Origin of the sequence: Pseudomonas sp. R3-18-08 (assembly GCF_003852065.1) — a bacterium.
Classification (GTDB): Bacteria; Pseudomonadota; Gammaproteobacteria; order Pseudomonadales; family Pseudomonadaceae; genus Aquipseudomonas.
In genome coordinates, this window is sequence record NZ_CP027729.1 from 1,824,558 (window position 1) to 1,842,982 (window position 18,425).

Genomic DNA, 18,425 nt, shown 5'->3' on the forward strand with positions numbered 1-18,425 from the left:
AGTTGACGCTATCGAATGGCGAGCTACCTTTCTGCTTCTTCCCTTAATCAGAGGCACTGCCATGAGCGACAACTTGCTGAGCATTCCTTGCACCACCATCAAGGGTGAGCAAAAGACCTTGGCCGATTTCGCCGGCAAGGCCATTCTGGTGGTCAACACCGCCAGCAAGTGTGGTTTCACCCCGCAATATAAGGGCCTGGAGCAGCTTTGGCAGCAATACAAGGACCAGGGCCTGGTGGTGCTGGGCTTTCCGTGCAATCAGTTCGGCAAGCAGGAGCCGGGCAATGAAGGCGCGATAGCCGAGTTCTGCGAATTGAACTTCGGCGTCAGTTTTCCCTTGTTCAAGAAAATCGACGTCAATGGCAGCGATGCCCACCCGCTGTTTGTGCAGCTCAAAAAGGCTGCGCCCGGGCTGCTGGGCTCGAAGAACATCAAGTGGAACTTCACCAAATTCCTCATCGGGCGTGACGGCAAACAGGTCAAGCGTTTCGCCCCGACCACCAAGCCCCAGGACCTGAGCCAAGAGATCGAAGCCCTGCTCAAATGAGACTTGTCGTCTCAGGCACCCACAGGTCCAGCAGGGCCTTGAGTTCTTCGCGGCGAAACGGCTTGGCCAGGTAATCATTCATCCCCGCGGCACGGCAACGCTCACGTTCTTCGGACAGGGCGTTGGCGGTCAGGGCGACAATCGGCAGGTCCGGCCAGCGACCGCTCTGGCGAATCTGCCGGCTGGCCTCGTAGCCGTCCATCACGGGCATGTTGCAGTCCATCAACACCAGATCGAAACGCTGGTCCTCAAGGAACTTGAGCGCTTCGCCACCATGGGCGGCCACGATGACCTCGCAGCCGAGCTTGCCGAGCATGCCCTTGGCCACCAGTTGGTTGACCGGGTTGTCCTCCACCAGCAGGATGCGCGCGCGATGGCTGAGGGGCGCGGCGTCGATTTGGACCGGGTCCAGAATCGGCTGCGTGTCGCTGCGCAAATTACGCTGCAGGATTTGGTACAGCGCGTTACGGCTCAGCGGGCGGGCTTGTTGCTGCAGTGGCGCCAGGGCCGCGACTTCTTCACTGGGCATGAAATTGCCATAGGCGGTCACCACCAGGATCGGCGCGCTGATGCCCGGCCTCAGGCGGAACAGGCACTCCGGGCAGTCGGTGATCAACAGGTCGGGAGACTGTCCGCTCAGGTCGTCTTCCATGGAGTAGCAACGCGGCGCCAACCCCCAATGGGGCAACAGGGTCGTGAGCAACTCCCCCAGGCCGCTGCTGTGGTGGGTGATGACGATCACATCCCCCGCCAATGGCACTCGGGCTGCCGCCGGCAGGTGGGTGGGCAACGGCAGGTCGGCGCAGAACTGGCTGCCGAAGCCGACCTCCGAACTGATGCTCAAGCGGCCCTGCATGGCTTCGCAGAGGTTATGGGTCAATGCGAGCCCCAGGCCGGTGCCGCCGAATTGGCGCGTAATACCAGCGCCGGCCTGGGTGAACGGCTGGAAAATCTTGACCTGTGCATCCTGGGCAATCCCGATACCGGTATCACAGACTTCAATGCGCACTCCGTCGCCGTGGTGGCTCAGGCGCACATCCACCCGGCCGAAGCGGGTGAACTTCAAGGCATTGGACAGCAGGTTACTGACGATTTGCCGCACCCGCGTCGGGTCGCCAATGACTTGGGCAGCAAACAGCGGGTCGATCAGGCAGGTCAGTTCCACGCTGGGCGCGGCGTTTTGCGACAACAGGTTGGCGGTGTCTTCCACCAGTGAGCCGAGGTCGAACGGGATTCGCTCAAGCTCCAGTTGACCCGCGTCGAACTTGGACAGGTCGAGGATATCGTTGAGCAACTCTACCAGTACCTTGCCGGAGTCATGGGCAATGGACAGTTGCTGGCGCTGCTCGGCGTTGAGCGGGCTGTCCAGCGACAGGGCAATCATGCCCAGCAGGCCATTGAGCGGAGTGCGGATTTCATGGCTCATATTGGCCAGGAACGCCGCCCGAGCCTGGGCCATGCCCAGGGCGGTCATCCGCGCTGCTTCCAATTCGTCGTTGATCTGGCTCAAGCGTTGATTGCTGGTCTTGAGCTCAAGGGTGCGCGCAGAAACAATGTCTTCCAGTTGGCCCAGGTATTCGGTGAGACGATCTTCGGCATGGCGACGCTGCTGAATCTCGGTTTCCATGTTTTCGAATTGCTGGTTGGCAACGTTGACCAGCACGCCGATTTCGTCGTGCTCATGCCCTGGCGGGCAGTCCAGGCGCGCCTGTTTGCGCGTGCTCAACGCGCGAATAATGCGCACCAGCGGCTGGGTGAGCATGACGTAGAACAAGCCCAGCAAGATCCCGGTCAGCAGCAGGCTGCGCACAAAACCATTGAGCAACGTGACCTCGGCGCGGCGCAGGAAACGGCTGCCAAACGCGTAGGTATCGACATCCAGACGCAGCACGCCCAGGGATTCGTTGGGCATATGGCTGAGGTACAAGCGGTCTTCGAATTGACGGTTGGCACCGAACAGAAAATCGCTGACAGGCCGATAATGGCTTTCCTTGCGCGGCCGCTCGACGTCGGCCAGCACCATGCCGTTGTTGTCGACCAGCTGTGCGTGGGCAATGGCAGGAGAGTGCAGCAGGCCCAGGGTCAGTTCCTGGGCAAGTTCGGCATCGATGTTGTAGGCGATACGCGAGGCAGGATTATGGCTGATTTCGATCAGCGAGCGTATTTCACGGTTGATGGATGCGTCTTCACTGGCATAATCAATGCCGATTTGGATAAAACTGAGCAAGGTTCCCAAGACGAAACCGACCAGCACAGTCAATCTGGCTTGTTTATAAGACAAGCGGTGGGCGAACTTGATATCCATCGAGTGTTGAACCACTTCACGTTTCCCTTCGCCCGGCAAGCATAGCTGAACATCCCACCAGCGCTGACTTGCCCGGCATAAATCGATTTTCTTGACGCAGCCTTGTGCGGTCTGCCACAGGGTTGCCAATACGCCATCTTTTACAAGAACTTGCCAGAGGAATAGATGTGGATTCTCGATTGAATGCCTTTCTTGAGCGGGCTGACGCCGTGCTGGCGCGCCTGGAGCCCCTGTTACCCGCACCGCGCCAAGCCATCGACTGGAACCAGTGCCTGGCCGCCCGCTGGCAGCGCGAAGGCCGTACAGGCTTTCTGTTGCCGCTGGAAGTCAGCCTGGACATGCGCCTGTCGGACCTGATCGGCGTCGACAAGCAGCGTGAACAGCTGGCGCGTAACACCCAACAGTTTCTCGACGGCTTGCCTGCCAACCATGCGCTGCTGTGGGGTTCGCGTGGCACCGGGAAATCATCCATGGTACGCGCCTTGCTCGCCCAGCACGCCGAAGCCGGCCTGCGCTTGATCGAAATCGAGCGTGACCACCTGGCCGACCTGCCGCGTGTGGTCGAGCAACTGCTCAAGCTGCCGCAGCGTTTCATCCTGTTCTGCGATGACCTGTCGTTCGATGCCGGGGAAGGTGACTATCGCGTGCTCAAGAGCGTGCTGGATGGCTCCCTGGAGCAGGCGCCGGAAAACGTGTTGCTGTATGCCACCTCCAATCGTCGTCACCTGGTGCCGGAGAACCAGAGCGACAACGACAATTGGAAGCGCGTAGATGGCGAACTGCACCCGAGCGAGGCGGTAGAAGACAAGATTGCCTTGTCCGACCGTTTTGGCTTGTGGCTGTCGTTCTACCCGTTTACCCAGGAGCACTTCCTGAATGTGGTGGAGCACTGGATCGGCGAATTGGCCGGCAAGACCGGCCTGCAGTGGCAGCGTGATGAACAACTCGACATTCTCGCCGTGCGCTGGGCGACCGGGCGCGGCAACCGCAATGGCCGCTGCGCCTATCAGTTCGCTCGTTACTGGGTGGGTCTCAAATTGCTGGAGCGTCAACCATGATCGATTTACAACAGGCCGGCACCGGCCTCGAGGGCTATGCGCTGCTGTGTGCGCAACTGGAGTCGCTGCTGGCGGATGAGCGGGATTTCATCGCCAACAGCGCGCAATTTTCCGCGTTCCTGTTCAATCAGTTGGACGACCTGAACTGGGCGGGTTTCTACCTTAATCGTAATGATGAGCTGGTTCTCGGCCCCTTCCAGGGCCAGATCGCCTGCGTGCGCATCCCTTTTGGGCGTGGCGTGTGTGGTGCCGCCGCGGCGTCCCGGCAAACCCAGCGAGTGGAAGACGTGCATGCGTTTGCCGGGCACATTGCCTGTGACAGCGCCTCCAACAGTGAGTTGGTGGTGCCGCTGGTCAAGAACGGCCAATTGATTGGCGTCCTTGACCTCGACAGCCCGTCGCTGGCGCGTTTTACGCCTCAGGACCAGGCAGGTATCGAACAACTCGCGGCTATTTTCCTGCGCTTGACCGATTGCTGAGCGAGCGAGGCGGGGGGCAAGCCCTAATGCCAGTGAGTTAAGAAGTAGAAAGGGTAAAAAGTAACCTGTGGCGAGGGAGCTTGCTCCCGCTGGACTGCGCAGCAGTCCCATCTTTGGGGCCGCTTCGCGGCCCAGCGGGAGCAAGCTCCCTCGCCACAGGTACAGTGTTCACCCTCAACTGACTGGCATTGGGGCAAGCCCCTGCCTCCTATTGGCCGTCCAGGTCATGCAGTTGAACCTGCAGTGCCCGTTCCAGCTCGAGCATGAGCTTTTCCAGGGATTTGACCCCCGTCTCGATCACTCGCCGATCATCATTGCGCGAGCAGGCCTGCTCCAGTATTTCGCACTGCCCGGCCAAGGCATTGGCTTGGACGATGCGTGCGGCCCCCTTGATCTTGTGGGCCTGTTCGATGATGTCGGTGGATGAAGCCTTGCGATCCAGCAGCGCAATGAGTGCCTGACGATCATCAACGCTGCTGGTCAGCAGTTCTTCGAGCAGGCGTCGACTCAATTGCGAATCCCCTCCGGTCAGCGCGTCCAGGCATCCCAGGTCCAGCTGCGGGCTCGTGGGTTGGGGGATGATCTGTGCCAACTGCCGTTCCAGCACGGTGAGGCTGATAGGTTTGAACAGGCAGTCGTCCATGCCCGCTTCCATGCAGCGTTGTCTTTCCTCCGGTTGTGCATTGGCGGTAAACCCCAGTACCACGCAGTGCGCCAGCTGTTCGCGTTGCTCGTATTCACGGATGGAACGGCTCAACTCGTAGCCATTCATGATGGGCATGTTGCAGTCGGCGATCACCAGGTCGAACTGTTCCTGGCGCCAGGCCTGGAACCCGGCGGCACCATGCTCGGCGGCAGTGAATTGATGGCCCAGGTAGCCCAGTTGCTGGCACATCAGCAGGCGGTTCGCCGGATGGTCGTCTACTACCAGCACATTGAGCACCGGGGTAGAGACCGGCTTCGCAGGCGCGTGCTCACCCTGGGGGGTGATCGGATGCAGGCGCGGCATTTTCAGGTTGACGTGCACTTGGGTGCCGACCATGGGCACGCTGCTCAGGCTCAGCTGGCCGCCCATCATCGCGCAAAGGCTGCGGCAGATCACCAGGCCCAGGCCGGCACCGCTTCTGGCCAGGTGCCCGGAATTGTCGGCCTGGGCGAACGGCTCGAACAGGCGCAGTTGGTCGTCCCGGTTGATGCCGATACCGGTGTCTTCCACGACCAGCTTCACGTCGACCTGTTCCTGGGTCTGGCTCGGTTGCACCTCCACCTTGATTTTCACCTGGCCGTGTTCGGTGAACTTGATGGCGTTGCTCACAAGATTGGACAGCACTTGCTTGAAGCGCAGCGGGTCTATGAGGACTTCGATGTCGTTCAGGTCGGGCTTGAACTCCAGTAGCAGGCTGAGGGTTTTCTGGCGCGCGAGACCGTCAAACACGCGTACCACGGACTCGATCACCTCGCGCAGATTGACGCGTTCCGGCGCCAGGCTGAGACGGCCGGACTCAATGCGCGCGATGTCGAGAATGTCGCCTATCAGCTCCAGGAGATCCTTGGCCGAGTTGTAGGCTACTTCTATCGCCGGACGGTCGAGATGCCCTTGGTCGGCCCGCTTGAGCGTCAGTTCGAGCATGCCGATCACGGCGTTCATGGGGGTGCGGATCTCGTGGCTCATGGTGGCAAGGAACGTGCTTTTGGCGCGGTTGGCCTCGTCGGCGCGCTCTTTGGCGGCGCGCAGTTCATCGAACAACTGACGCCGTTCACTGATGTCGATCCAGCCGCCGATGATGCCCTGGACTTCGCCGGTGGAATCGCGGTAGGGCAGGATCCAGTGGTAGATCGTCAGCTTCCTCTCCTCGATATGCAGGGTGCGGTCCAGAATCAATGGATTGCCCTCAGCCACCACCCGCAGGTAGTCGGCATGGTACTGCGCTGCTTCGGGCGCCAGGGCCATGCTCATCTGGGTCACGCTTTTGCCGATTACATCCTCCCGCTTGACGTCGAAGGCCTGCAGATAACTGTCGTTGCAGGTTTGCAGCAAGCCATTACGGTCGCGTACATAGATGGGGTGCGGTGTTTCATTGACCAGCGCGCGCATGAATTCGAACTGATCGTTGAGGGCGCGCTCGGCCATTTTTCGTTGCCTGATCTGGCGCCGCATGTAGGCATTCCAGGTCAGGGAAATCAGGAGCAGCAAACCGGTACCGATGACGATTTTGGCAATCAGTTGGTTGTAATTGCGCCAGTAGCTATCGGATTCGACTGTGTAGCCACGCCAGCGACTGTTGATCACCCCCATTTCATCCGGGGCGATACTGAGCAGCGCTTTATCGAGGATCGAGCCCAACTCGGTGGCATGGCGAGAGGTGGCCAGGGCGAACGTCGCCGGCGTGGTGCCAATACTCGTGGTGATCTGCAGCTTGTCCCGGAAAACCTTCGAGGACAGGAAATAGTTAGCGATCAACAGTGTGTTCACAGCGCCATCCACTTGCCCTTGTGCAAGCAACTCGGAGGCCCTGAAGGTATCGCCGGTTTCCACCAGATGAATCTGGGGAAAGTCCTTGCGCAGGATTTCGGCCAGCGGAGTGCCCAGGGTCACCGCCAGGCGCTTGCCCGCCATCTGCTCCAGGTTCAGCGGTGCTCCGGGTTCTTTTCGGGTCAATAGCACGTACGAGTTTTCCAGGTAGGGACGGCTGAAATTCAGCTGCGCCTCCCGTTGGTTACTCGGCACGATCGCCCCGATCATATCGACTTTCTGCGTGGCGACCTGCTCGATCATATCGTCGACTTTACGTCCGCGCTGCACCGCAAAACGCAAGCCGGTCCGCAAGCGAATGAGTTCAAGAAGGTCGGCGGTGATGCCGCGAAAATTGCCCTCCGCATCGAAGAAGGTGAGCGGGGCAAAGGTTTCATTCACGATGACCGTTACCACCGGGTGCGCCTTCAACCAGCGTTCTTCGCGCGGGGTCAGTTGCAGTTTCTCGTCGGTCAGCAAGATATCGCTGCCGGCGCTCCAACGCTTGGCGATGCTATCCCGCTCATTGATGGGCACAGCCGCCAGCACCGTGTCGACAATGCTCAGGAGAACGAGGTTGTCGTGGCGCAGGGCAAAGCTGAAGCCATAGGCCTCATGCTTGCCGAAGTTGGCCATGCGAACGTTTTTGAGGTAGCCCTTGTTAATCATGAAGTGGGTGGAAATCGTATCGCCAAGAAACACATCCGCCTGGTCAAACGCCACTGCATTCAGGGCATTTTGATAAGAGGGATAGGTGCGGATATCCGCCTTGGGGTACAGCTTCTCCACTTCATCGAACGGCAGGTAATGATAGACGAGGCTCAAGCGCAGCCCTTCAAGGCCATCGCTGAGGCTGCGGGTTTCCCCCTCGCGAGTGACCAGTACAGGCTGGTCCACGGCGTAAGGTGCCGACAATGTGAGATTGGGGTTCGCGGCCTCAAAGCCGTTGGAGGAACCCAGCAAATCGATGTCGCCAGCTTCGAGGGCTTGAATGGCGGCCACCCGGGTAGGGTAGCGCAGGACCTTCACCGGTATGGCCAGTGCCTTGGCCAGCAGGCCTGCATAATCTGCGGTAAGGCCTTCGTAATCGCGACCACTGGAGGTGAGGTCGAACGGCGGGTAGTCAGGCGCGGCAGTACCCAGCACCAGTTCGCGCTTGTATTGCAGCCACTGGCGCTGGGTCCTGTCCAGTTGAGTGTTCAGTTGAACGATTCCGGCGCGGCTCAATAACGTGAAGTGTTGCGGGTCGGTGGAGTCGTCCGCAAGCACGGTAGTGCTGAAGTACAAACCGGCACTCAATATGATCAAATAGTCCTTGATACGGCTGGGCATCCGTTTTCTCACACTAGCGCGTTTCGTTTTGCCATCTCGATGAGCTCGACTAAAGACTGGGCTTTTAGTTTTTGCATTAGTCGCTTTTTATACGTGCTGACGGTTTTATTACTCAGGAACATGCCCTTGGCTATTTCTTTGTTGGTGCGGCCTTGTGCAAAAAGTTGCAAGACCATGAGTTCCCGGTCGTTAACAGCCCTGAACAAGTCCAGCTCCTGCGTGTCCATGCCTTCCGTTCCATTTGCATTCAATGCCTGGCTGGGGAAGTAGTTGTACCCGGATAGTACGGCGCGGATAGCACTCAGTAGTTCACTCAGGTCGCCTTCCTTGCAGACGTAACCGTCCGCGCCCGAACGCATGCAGCGCGTGGCAAACAGCGTCGGGCATTGGGCGGTAAGCACCAGGGTTTTCATCGAAGTGTTCATGGCGTTGAATCGGCAGAGAACTTCGAGGCCGTCAAGTTTCGGAATGCTGATGTCCAGGATTACCAAGTCCGGCAGGCATTCGCGGACCATTTGTATGGCGTCGCACCCGTTATCCGTTTCTCCAACGACTTTGTAACCTTCATGTTCCAGTAACATTCTGATGGCGAGTCGTATAACGGGGTGGTCGTCGATAATAAAAACGGTGTTCATAATTACATTCCATGCAGGTGCAAATAAAGCGTTCACATTAGCTCAGAAGACGAGGCAGCAGCATGAAGCGTGGGGGTGACAAGCGCAAAACAGGAAGTTTCCTACACAAAGAAAGGCATAGGCCTACGAGTTGCTAGGTAATTGTGACACTAAGTGTGTGTGTTTTCAGGGCGGTTGGCGTAGCTAACGGTCACGGGTATTTTGCGACAGCTCTCTCGTTGTTTTTCGCAATTACTAAGGTATAAATTCCTACACTTATAATGGGTGAGTTGAACTAATTAAACGCTCAAGTTCATCTTTATTTAACGGTTTTGATAAACAACCCAGAAGTGGCAGATTACGCTGCGCAGCTTGTGCGGTCAGTTTGAGTAATTCCGTCGTTGGTAACCCGCTCAATAGAATCGCTCGGGTAATAAACTGACCACGGCTGGCGATTTCTACCAACTCAAGTCCGGGCAGGTCGGGCAGGCATTGGTCGCATAACATCAAGTCGAAGGGGAATTCAGACTGGGTCATGGTGCGTATGGCCTGTTCGGCATTTTCGACGGGGGTGAGCTGGTGGAAGCCGAAGCTTCTAAGCAAGCATTGGGTGGCGAGGAGTTGAAAAGGGTGATCCTCCACCAAAAGAATACGAAGGGGATAGTTGGGCATAGAGAGTACACAGTGAGTCAAGCGTCGATGGGAGCGTAGGAACTGCTCGTCTTGTCTGCGATGGCGTGCGTGATTATTCCTCGGGAATATGTACGAATTCGATCAGGCCGCTCTGTTCCCATCGTAGGGCGATTCGTTTCAGGCAACAGAGCGAGTCGATCGAGTCGTTATTGAGGGCTGGAGCGGCCGGTCATCTCTCGAGCCATCTCGGTGGCATAGCTGTCGGTCATGCCGGCGATGAAGTCGATCATGCGCAGGAACGAGGCGTGCAACGGCCAGGCAGGGTCCGGCGCGCTGTTGCCCAGCAAGTCAAGAATGCGCCGGTGCTTGAACGACGGCGTACGCCCGCCGTGTTGCTCCAACGCCGCACCGCAAAAAGCGTTCAGCAGAATTTCCAGGGTGGTGTAGGCGCCGATTTCATGCAGGGTCTTGCGTTTGTCCTGGAAGATTTTCTTGCGCGCCATGTCTTTGGCATCCAGTACGCAACGCTTTGCCGGACCGTGCATATGCTCAACCAGGTCGCCAGGCAGGGTGCCGGCAAGCAGGGCGTCCTGTTGTTCGACGAATGCGCGCGCCGCTGCGTTGGTCAGGTGCTCGATGGCCTTGCCGCGCAGGATCGCCAGCTTGCGCCGACGGGAATCCTGCGGGCCCAATTGTCGATACGTCTGCGGCAGGTCATCACCCACCAGGTCGAGCAGCAGTGACTCGACTTCGGCGTACTCCAGCAAGTCCATCTCCAGGCCATCTTCCAGGTCAATCAGCGCATAGCAGATGTCGTCGGCGGCCTCCATCAAGTACACCAATGGGTGGCGGGCCCAGCGTTGCTCCTCCAGTTGAGGCAGGCCGAGTTTATGCGCGATCTGTTCCAGAATCGGCAGCTCGCTCTGGTAGCAGCCGAACTTGTGTTTCTTATAGCCCAGCGAGTCCGCGTGGCGGGCAGTCCAGGGGTACTTGAGGTAAGTGCCCAAGGTGGCATAGGTCAGCCGCGTGCCGCCGTCGAATTGATGATATTCAAGCTGGGTCAATACGCGGAAACCCTGGGCGTTGCCTTCAAAGTTGAGGAAGTCATTGCGCTCGGCGTTGCTCATGTCATCCAGCCAGCCGCGCCCGGCGGCCTGTTGGAACCAGTGGCGAATGGCGTCTTCGCCGGAGTGTCCGAAGGGTGGATTACCGATGTCATGGGCCAGGCAGGCCGATTGCACCACCATGCCCAGATCGCTTGGATCGCACCAGTCGGGCAAGGCGCCGCGCAACGTTTCACCGACGCGCATGCCAAGGGAGCGGCCCACACAGCTGACTTCCAGCGAGTGGGTCAGGCGCGTGTGGATGTGGTCATTGCTCGACACCGGGTGCACTTGGGTCTTGCGGCCCAGGCGACGGAACGCGCCGGAAAATATAATGCGGTCATGGTCTTTGTGGAACGGGCTGCGGCCCAGTTCTTCAGGGCTGTGCAGGGGCTTGCCAAGACGTTCGCGGGTCAGCAGGGTAGGCCAATCCAAGGCGGGTACTCTCCGTAGGGTGAATAACACCCGCAGCTTCCCGTTTCCGCGCGGGCGGGGCAAGCGGAAATCTTCAGGTCGACAGCGGCTGATAACAGGCGCTGACCGCCGTGGCGCAATTGTCCGGCGGTCAGGTTGTAGCGTGGGGCCAGCGAGCGGGGCTTATTTTCTGCGCGAGCCTTGCATGGCCAGTTTGATCAGCGGGATCAACCCGGCCCCCAGCCGTACCAGGCGCGTTACGCTGCTGATGCTGCCGCCCTTGGCGCCCTTGCCGGTAAAGAACCCCATCAGTGTCACCGCCGCCACGCCCCACAGCGGCGCGTGCTTGATGCCCAGGCTGTCTTGCCAGTTGTGACGCAGGTCGCGCACTTTGTGCAGCGGCGCCATCAGTTGCTGGGACTCGTGACGGATTTCCTGACGGTGCATTTCCATGCGCAGGCGGATCAACGCCTTGCGCATTTCCCGACGGGACGAATTTTGCGGGATTTCAGGCAGGCTCATGGCAACAGGCGCTCCCGGTCATTGGCCAATTCTTCGAGGGTGGCGTGGAAGGGCGTGGACTCATCGAACACGGCCGCCTTCAAGCGTACCCCGCAGAATGCTGCGGCCAGGCTGTAAAACACGCACAGACAAATGATCCCGGTCAGGCGGTAGCCGGTATCCCATACCAGGATCATCACCAATGTCGATAAGCCCACCAACAACAGCAGGGCAAACACCAAGGCCAAGCCGGCAAACAGCAGCAGGCTGACCGTGCGTGCCTTCTGTTCCTGTAACTCGATGCCAAACAGTTCGACATGGCTGTGCAGTAAGCCGAGCACGGCAGCGCCCAGGCGGCGGGAGGTGGTACCTGCGCCCTTGGACGAGCTGGATTCGTCGATAGCCATGATATTAACGCCTGGTAGCCAACAGACCGATCAAAAAGCCCACGCCCGCCGCGATACCGACAGACTGCCAGGGGTTGGCCTGCACGTAATCTTCTGTCGCAGTAATGGCCGCCTGGCCGCGCTCGCGCAGGGAGTCTTCGGTCAATTGCAGGGTTTCGCGGGCCTTGAGCAGACTTTCGTGGATCTTGGTACGCAGCTCATCGGCCTGGTCACCGGCCAGGATGGCGGTATCGTCCAGCAACCTTTCGGTATCGCTGACGAGAGTCTGAAAATCCGCCATCAGTATTTCTTGAGCAGTCTTTGCTGTTTTGCCGGCCATGGTTATCTCCGTGTGTGGCTGTTCTATACGTGTGGTTTCGAGTCGCGGGGTTTGCCGAAGGTTCACTGCAATTGTCTGGTACAGCTTTTGCTTTGCCTTGGTGCGCATGCCCTGGGGCCTGCGCTGAATCCGGGCGGTCGAGGTGAAAACCTTGAAAAACCTTACCCTAATTAACTGAAACTAGCGCAAATACCCCGTCGGGGAGCGCCGGTTGTGTTGATCGCTGCGCTAAAGCGGTTCACGTCCTCTGAAGAAGGGCGGCGGCCTTGGTGCTAATTTGGTGCGAGCAACCCCGGCCTGAACCGCTTTGGTGCTGTTTGCCTTACCGCAGGCCTGCCAACCTCCATGGAAAATCTGCAAAGTGCGGTGGACACCCTTGTCCATAGCTCCAATACCCTGTTCATCCTGATTGGCGCGGTCATGGTCCTGGCCATGCACGCCGGTTTTGCCTTTCTGGAAGTCGGTACGGTGCGCCAGAAGAATCAGGTCAACGCGTTGTCGAAAATCCTCAGCGACTTCGCGATCTCCACCCTGGCTTATTTCTTTATAGGCTATTGGATCTCCTATGGGGTCAGCTTCATGCAACCGGCGGCGGTGATCAGCGCGGATCATGGCTACGGCCTGGTGAAGTTTTTCTTCCTGCTGACCTTTGCCGCCGCGATCCCGGCGATCATATCCGGGGGAATTGCCGAGCGCGCGAAATTCGCGCCGCAGTTGTGCGCGACGGCATTGCTCGTGGCGTTCATCTACCCGTTCTTCGAAGGCATGATGTGGAATGGCAACTTCGGCCTGCAAGCCTGGCTGCTCGCGACCTTTGGCGCCAGCTTCCATGACTTCGCCGGGTCCGTGGTGGTGCATGCCATGGGCGGCTGGCTGGCGTTGGCGGCGGTGCTGTTGCTCGGCCCGCGCAACGGACGTTACCGCGACGGGCGCCTGGTGGCGTTTGCTCCCTCAAGCATTCCGTTCCTGGCGCTGGGCTCGTGGATCCTGATCGTGGGCTGGTTCGGTTTTAACGTGATGAGCGCGCAAACCCTCAATGGCGTCAGCGGCCTGGTGGCGGTCAACTCGTTGATGGCAATGGTCGGCGGCACCGTCGCTGCGCTGGTGATCGGCCGCAATGACCCCGGCTTCCTGCACAACGGTCCGCTGGCCGGGCTGGTGGCGATCTGTGCCGGTTCCGACCTGATGCATCCGGTGGGCGCATTGGTTACCGGTGTGGTTGCGGGGGGCTTATTCGTGTGGTGCTTCATGGCGGCCCAGGACCGTTGGAAAATCGATGACGTACTGGGCGTATGGCCACTGCATGGCCTGTGTGGGGTATGGGGCGGCATTGCCTGCGGCATCTTCGGGCAGACGGCGCTGGGTGGGTTGGGCGGTGTGAGCCTGGTCAGTCAGTTGATCGGCACCGCCCTCGGCGTCGCCGTGGCGCTGGGCGGCGGTCTGCTGGTGTACGGTGTGATCAAGCGCGTGTGCGGGCTGCGCCTGAGCCAGGAAGAGGAGTATTACGGGGCGGACTTGTCGATCCACAAGATCGGCGCTGTCAGCCAGGACTGATCGGCGCGCCGGTTGCCCAATGTTGGGTTTAGAATGGTGGCGTGTTTTCCATTCGAGTTGATTTGCCATGCTTCCTGAATGCCAGCTGTTCGGCACCCTGGGTTGCCATCTGTGTGAAATTGCCGAAGCCGAAATCATGCCGCTCGTCGAACACGGGTTACTCGTGGAGCTGGTGGATATCACTGATCCCGACGACTTGACCGAGGTGTACGGCCTGCGGATTCCGGTGCTTAGACGGGTGGACACGGGGGCTGAACTGGATTGGCCGTTCGACGCCGAGCAGGTGGTCGCTTTCCTGCGCTGATGTTTAGGCCATGGCGGGGTTTCCAATATTACGTTACTGTATGTTTGTACAGCGATGAATAGAGGGAACGCCCGTGGTGAATGTCGAACAACTGAAAAGCAGCGTCAATCGCATGTCCGCCGACGTCGTGCGCGATGCGGTGAGCGAGCTGCGCCTCGATGGCCTGGTCACGGAAGGCAAGACGCCCTTCAACAAAGTGCATTTCAATACCTGCTTTGCAGAAATCGAGGCGCTGTTCCAGCGTGCCGGTTATCACAAGCAGTTGGATGTGGTGGGTTACCAGGGCTTGCTCTACGCCCTGTACGATCCGGGCCGTTGGGAAGCCGTAGACGTGCTGCGCTGGCTCAAGGAGTTTACCGAGGCGGCGAGCGCTTCGAAGGTTTTGCGCGCGCAATTGGTCAAGGCCTGAGATCTCTCCTAGGCTCAATCCCGCGCCATGCGGGATAATGCCCGCCTGTTTATTCCAGGCTTTGAGCATCTGCATGTCCACTTCCGGTTTTTCCCCGTCACAGCACCAAGCCAGCACCTTATACCTGCCGCCTGGCCCGTGGGCGACGGTGCTCGATTGCCTGTGCGATCATTTCCCGGCAATCGCCCGTGAACACTGGCTGGACCGCATTGCCCGTGGCCGGGTGCTGGATATCAATGGTCGCCCCATCCGCCTGGACCTGGCCTACAAGGAAGGCCTGTGCATTTATTACTTTCGCGAAGTGCCCAACGAGAAAGTGATCCCGGTACAGGAAACCGTCCTGTACGCCGATGAACACTTGGTGGTGGCCGACAAACCGCATTTTCTGCCGGTGACCCCCGCCGGCGAATACGTCGAACAAACGCTGCTGCGCCGTTTGATCCGGCGTCTGGACAATCCCGCCCTGGTGCCCCTGCACCGCATCGACCGGCATACCGCAGGGCTGGTGCTGTTCTCGGCCAATCCCGACAGCCGCGCGGCCTATCAGCAGCTGTTTCCCACGCGGCGCATCGATAAATTCTACGAAGCCATTGCTCCGGCGTTACCTGGCCTGACCTTCCCGCTGGTGCACAAGAGCCGGCTGATGGACGGCGAACCGTTCTTCCGCATGCAGGAAGGCCCCGGTGCCAGCAATACCGAAACGGCAGTGGAAGTGCGCGAGAAGCACGGCGATTTATGGCGCTATGGCCTGTTCCCGGTCACCGGCAAGAAGCACCAGTTGCGCGTCCACATGACTGCGCTCGGGGCGAGCATCTGCAATGACCCGTTCTATCCCAACGTAATCAAGGACGCGGTGGACGACTACGCCAACCCGCTCAAGTTGCTGGCCCAGGGCGTACGTTTCATCGACCCGGTCAGCGGCCAGCAACGCACCTTTCGCAGCGAAATCACCCTGGACTGGTAAACGCCAGAAACAACAAGGCCCGCGCGAGGCGGGCCTTGTGTGCAAGCGATGGCTTACAGGTCTTTAACGGTACGAACCTGATCTTTGTTGATACGGGTGTGTTTGCCGTCCAACTGTTCGAATTCGTAGAAGCCCGAATCTTCATCGAATTTCGGGGTGTCGACGGCCTGGATTTCGCGACCGTCATTCAGGGTGATCACTGTTGGCGAAGCGCAACCGGCGAGGGTGGCGAGGCCCAGTGCAAGCATGAGAGCGGCGATGGTCCGTTGAGTCATGAGTGTGTCTCCGAGAGAATACTTTTGAAATGCTGACCTTGTGACGTGTGCAACGCCGGCAAAGTTCCTGATGCAAGGCTCATTCTGACATGCCAGCCTGTGGGTGCAACAGCTCGGGGGTATTAAGATTGGCCAGGCGCGGGTCATCGGTGGCGCATTCGAGCGCCACGCCACCCAGTTGCAGGAAAATTTTCCGCGGGCTGCGTTCGCCCGCTTGCCAGGCTCGTTCCACTTGTTCTTTCAGGGCGGTGGGGAGGATGCAGAGCAAGGGTTCCCAGAACTCGCCGTGGCGAATCATCACCGGAACCTGCGGGTTGCAGTGCGCTGTGGCACGCAAGTCGGCCAGCAGTCGCGCATCGATGCGCGGCACATCGCAGGGCAGGATCAGCAGATGCCCATGGCGTGCGGCAAACAGTCCCCCGCGGATGCCGGCAAGTGGCCCGGGAAAGTCCGGGCTGTCATCGCTCACCAGTTGGTCGGCATAGGGCGCATACCGCGCGTGGTTGCGATTGCACGAGATGATCAAGTCGTTCGTCAGCGGCCGCGCCAGGCGTTGCAGGTGCGCAATCAAGGGCTCGCCGCGCCATTCCAGCAGCCCCTTGTCCTGGCCGCCCATGCGTTGGCCACGCCCACCGGCCAACAATAAAATCGAGCAAGGCAGGGGTGAAGATTCAACAGACATGGCGGTTCCGCTGCGGCATGGAAATAGGGGCCTGTGATATAACATCGGGCTGTTCCTTCGACAACCGGACCGTGCCATGAACGCCAAGGCCGATGCGCCCTTCGTACCCCTGAATATCGCTGTATTGACCGTCAGCGACACCCGTACCCTGGACACCGACACGTCGGGCCAGGTCTTCGTCGACCGCCTGACCGCCGCCGGCCACACCCTGGCCGAACGGGTGCTGCTCAAGGACGACCTTTACAAAATTCGCGCCCAGGTTGCCCATTGGATCGCCGAGGACGTGGTGCAGGTCGTGCTGATCACCGGCGGCACCGGCTTCACTGGCCGCGACAGCACGCCCGAAGCGGTGAGCTGCCTGTTGGACAAGCAGGTCGATGGTTTCGGCGAGCTGTTTCGCCAGATATCCGTAGCCGACATCGGCACGTCCACGGTGCAGTCCCGCGCCCTGGCCGGCCTGGCCAATGGCACCCTGGTGTGCTGCCTGCCAGGCTCCACCAATGCGGTGCGCACCGGTTGGGACGGCATCCTGGCGGAACAGCTGGATAACCGTCATCGGCCGTGCAACTTCGTCCCCCATCTGAAACAGGCCGAGCCTTGTGAATCGCGTGGATAAGCCCGGCAAGTCCGGTGCCTTGATGCCAGTGGAAGTGGCCTTGCAGCGTTTGTTGGACATGGCCGACGCGTCGCCGATCCGCGAGCACGAAAGCCTGCGCCTGGCCGAGTGCGATGGCCGCGTATTAGCGCAAGATCTGGTCTCCACCCTCGACCTGCCGCCCTGGCCCAACAGCGCCATGGACGGCTACGCGCTGCGCGTGGCGGATTGGGCCGGCGAACCCTTGCCGATCAGCCAACGCATTTTCGCCGGCAATGCGCCAGAGCCTCTGGCGGCCGGCACCTGCGCGCGCATCTTTACCGGCGCGCCGGTGCCCCAGGGTGCGGACTGCGTAGAAATGCAGGAAAACGCCACCCTTCACGGCGATGAGCGCGTGAGTTTCAGCGAGCCGCTGCACGCGGGCCAGAACATCCGACCACAAGGCCAGGAAACCACGGTCGGCGAGTTGGTGTTGCACGCGGGTACGCGCCTGGGCCCGATCGAGTTGGGCCTGGCCGCTTCGCTTGGGCGCGATCACCTGAACGTGGTGCGCCGGGTGCGGGTGGCCGTGCTGTCGACCGGCGATGAGCTGATCGAGCCCGGTTTGCCGCTGGGGCCAGGCCAGATCTACAACAGCAACCGCCGCGTGCTGTGCAGTTGGCTGACGCGAATGGGCTGTGAAGTGATCGATGCCGGCATCTTGCCGGACGATCTGCAACAGACGCGTACGCGATTGGCCGGCTTGGGCAGCGTCGACTTGATCCTGTCCACCGGCGGTGTATCCGTGGGCGAGGCGGATTTCCTCGGTATTGCCTTGCGTGAAGAGGGCGAGCTGGCGCTATGGAAATTGGCGATCAAACCGGGCAAGCCGCTGACCTTTGGGCACTTTCGTGGCGTGCCAGTGATCGGCCTGCCGGGTAACCCCGCGTCGACCCTGGTGACGTTCGCCCTGTTGGCACGGCCTTACCTGCTGCGCCGCCAAGGTGTGCAAGACGTTGCGCCGCTACGTTTCAATGTGCCGGTGGGGTTCGTATGGCCCAAACCAGGCAACCGCCGCGAGTATCTGCGCGGGCGTATCGAGCAGGGCCAGGCGGTCATCTACGGCAACCAGAGCTCCGGCGTGTTGCGCAGTGCAGCGTGGGCGCAAGGGCTGGTGGAGGTGCTGGAAGGGACGACCTTGGCGGTGGGCGATCAGGTCAATTTCATTCCGCTGAGTGAAGTCCTGGATTGATTCCGCCTACTCAATGTGGGCCATCGTAAAAGCCCGGGGTTCCATCTACCTGCAGATGGAACCCAGGCAACCACCCGAAATTATCTGCGCAGTCCACGTGTTTCGCGTTTCTGTCGAGCGAGTGCAAACGCAATAACGCCGAATGCCAAAGCGGTGACGCCTGCGATGAGCAGCGGACGATTTTTCT

The 18,425-nt window shown here is 59.8% G+C and carries 19 protein-coding genes; 9 read left to right on the forward strand and 10 right to left on the reverse strand.

What is annotated here, in order from left to right; all coding sequences use genetic code 11:
* Nucleotides 1–61: 61 nt before the first annotated feature.
* Nucleotides 62–547: a glutathione peroxidase gene (locus C4J92_RS08370; RefSeq protein ID WP_124403528.1), complete on the forward strand. Its 486-nt coding sequence runs from the start codon at nt 62–64 to the stop codon at nt 545–547.
* On the opposite strand, the gene C4J92_RS08375 is transcribed toward C4J92_RS08370, so the two are convergent.
* Complete coding sequence (locus C4J92_RS08375; RefSeq protein ID WP_124403529.1) at nt 540–2,852, reverse strand: response regulator; 2,313 nt, start codon at nt 2,850–2,852, stop codon at nt 540–542. The two genes, C4J92_RS08370 and C4J92_RS08375, sit on opposite strands and share 8 nt — an antisense overlap.
* A 167-nt stretch (nt 2,853–3,019) precedes the next feature.
* Between C4J92_RS08375 and C4J92_RS08380 the strand changes: the two genes are divergently transcribed.
* Both C4J92_RS08380 and C4J92_RS08385 read left to right on the forward strand, forming a co-directional pair.
* A complete protein-coding gene (locus C4J92_RS08380; protein ID WP_124370138.1) occupies nt 3,020–3,910 on the forward strand; it encodes an ATP-binding protein in 891 nt (296 codons plus the stop codon).
* Nucleotides 3,907–4,389, forward strand: a complete 483-nt coding sequence (locus tag C4J92_RS08385; RefSeq protein ID WP_124361924.1) for a GAF domain-containing protein — start codon at nt 3,907–3,909, stop codon at nt 4,387–4,389. Before C4J92_RS08380 ends, C4J92_RS08385 begins: the two co-directional genes overlap by 4 nt.
* Nucleotides 4,390–4,597: 208 nt before the next feature.
* Here C4J92_RS08385 and C4J92_RS08390 read toward each other — a convergent pair whose 3' ends face one another.
* From C4J92_RS08390 to C4J92_RS08420, 7 genes are all read right to left on the reverse strand, one after another.
* Complete coding sequence (locus tag C4J92_RS08390) at nt 4,598–8,233, reverse strand: transporter substrate-binding domain-containing protein (RefSeq protein WP_124403530.1); 3,636 nt, start codon at nt 8,231–8,233, stop codon at nt 4,598–4,600.
* A gap of 8 nt (nt 8,234–8,241) precedes the next feature.
* Nucleotides 8,242–8,868 (reverse strand): response regulator transcription factor, encoded by a 627-nt coding sequence (locus C4J92_RS08395; protein ID WP_124366395.1) that lies wholly within the window; start codon nt 8,866–8,868, stop codon nt 8,242–8,244.
* A 255-nt stretch (nt 8,869–9,123) separates the two neighbouring features.
* Complete coding sequence (locus C4J92_RS08400) at nt 9,124–9,519, reverse strand: response regulator (protein ID WP_124403531.1); 396 nt, start codon at nt 9,517–9,519, stop codon at nt 9,124–9,126.
* 167 nt (nt 9,520–9,686) lie between these two features.
* On the reverse strand, nt 9,687–11,018 hold the full coding sequence (locus C4J92_RS08405) for a deoxyguanosinetriphosphate triphosphohydrolase (protein WP_124361928.1): 1,332 nt from the start codon (nt 11,016–11,018) through the stop codon (nt 9,687–9,689).
* Nucleotides 11,019–11,180: 162 nt separating this feature from the next.
* Nucleotides 11,181–11,519, reverse strand: coding sequence for a hypothetical protein (locus C4J92_RS08410; protein ID WP_124403532.1), 339 nt, complete (start codon nt 11,517–11,519; stop codon nt 11,181–11,183).
* Nucleotides 11,516–11,905 carry a phage holin family protein gene (locus C4J92_RS08415; protein ID WP_124366397.1) on the reverse strand — a complete coding sequence of 130 codons (390 nt, stop codon included), beginning with the start codon at nt 11,903–11,905 and terminating at the stop codon, nt 11,516–11,518. Before C4J92_RS08415 ends, C4J92_RS08410 begins: the two co-directional genes overlap by 4 nt.
* A gap of 4 nt (nt 11,906–11,909) precedes the next feature.
* A complete protein-coding gene (locus C4J92_RS08420) occupies nt 11,910–12,224 on the reverse strand; it encodes a YqjD family protein (protein ID WP_124361931.1) in 315 nt (104 codons plus the stop codon).
* A gap of 345 nt (nt 12,225–12,569) precedes the next feature.
* Here C4J92_RS08420 and C4J92_RS08425 point away from each other — a divergent pair, with 345 nt between their 5' ends.
* The 4 genes from C4J92_RS08425 to C4J92_RS08440 all read left to right on the forward strand — a co-directional run bounded on the left by C4J92_RS08425 (nt 12,570) and on the right by C4J92_RS08440 (nt 15,455).
* Complete coding sequence (locus tag C4J92_RS08425) at nt 12,570–13,778, forward strand: ammonium transporter (RefSeq protein ID WP_124403533.1); 1,209 nt, start codon at nt 12,570–12,572, stop codon at nt 13,776–13,778.
* Between the two features lie 67 nt (nt 13,779–13,845).
* The gene (locus C4J92_RS08430) at nt 13,846–14,082 is read left to right on the forward strand and encodes a glutaredoxin family protein (protein ID WP_124370142.1); all 237 of its coding nucleotides are present in this window, start codon (nt 13,846–13,848) and stop codon (nt 14,080–14,082) included.
* Between the two features lie 73 nt (nt 14,083–14,155).
* A complete protein-coding gene (locus C4J92_RS08435) occupies nt 14,156–14,491 on the forward strand; it encodes a transcriptional regulator (protein ID WP_124403534.1) in 336 nt (111 codons plus the stop codon).
* 73 nt (nt 14,492–14,564) lie between these two features.
* Nucleotides 14,565–15,455, forward strand: coding sequence for a pseudouridine synthase (locus C4J92_RS08440; RefSeq protein WP_124403535.1), 891 nt, complete (start codon nt 14,565–14,567; stop codon nt 15,453–15,455).
* A gap of 53 nt (nt 15,456–15,508) precedes the next feature.
* Here C4J92_RS08440 and C4J92_RS08445 read toward each other — a convergent pair whose 3' ends face one another.
* Together C4J92_RS08445 and mobA are read right to left on the reverse strand one after the other, a co-directional pair.
* Entirely contained in the window at nt 15,509–15,730 is a 222-nt protein-coding gene (locus tag C4J92_RS08445) for a YgdI/YgdR family lipoprotein (RefSeq protein WP_124361936.1), read from the reverse strand.
* Nucleotides 15,731–15,809: 79 nt separating this feature from the next.
* Nucleotides 15,810–16,412, reverse strand: coding sequence for a molybdenum cofactor guanylyltransferase MobA (gene mobA / locus C4J92_RS08450; protein WP_124403536.1), 603 nt, complete (start codon nt 16,410–16,412; stop codon nt 15,810–15,812).
* A 76-nt stretch (nt 16,413–16,488) separates the two neighbouring features.
* Between mobA and moaB the strand changes: the two genes are divergently transcribed.
* The gene (gene moaB / locus C4J92_RS08455; protein ID WP_048729884.1) at nt 16,489–17,028 is read left to right on the forward strand and encodes a molybdenum cofactor biosynthesis protein B; all 540 of its coding nucleotides are present in this window, start codon (nt 16,489–16,491) and stop codon (nt 17,026–17,028) included.
* Entirely contained in the window at nt 17,012–18,238 is a 1,227-nt protein-coding gene (glp, locus tag C4J92_RS08460) for a gephyrin-like molybdotransferase Glp (RefSeq protein ID WP_124403537.1), read from the forward strand. The genes moaB and glp overlap by 17 nt, the downstream gene beginning before the upstream one ends.
* Nucleotides 18,239–18,425: the final 187 nt, after the last annotated feature.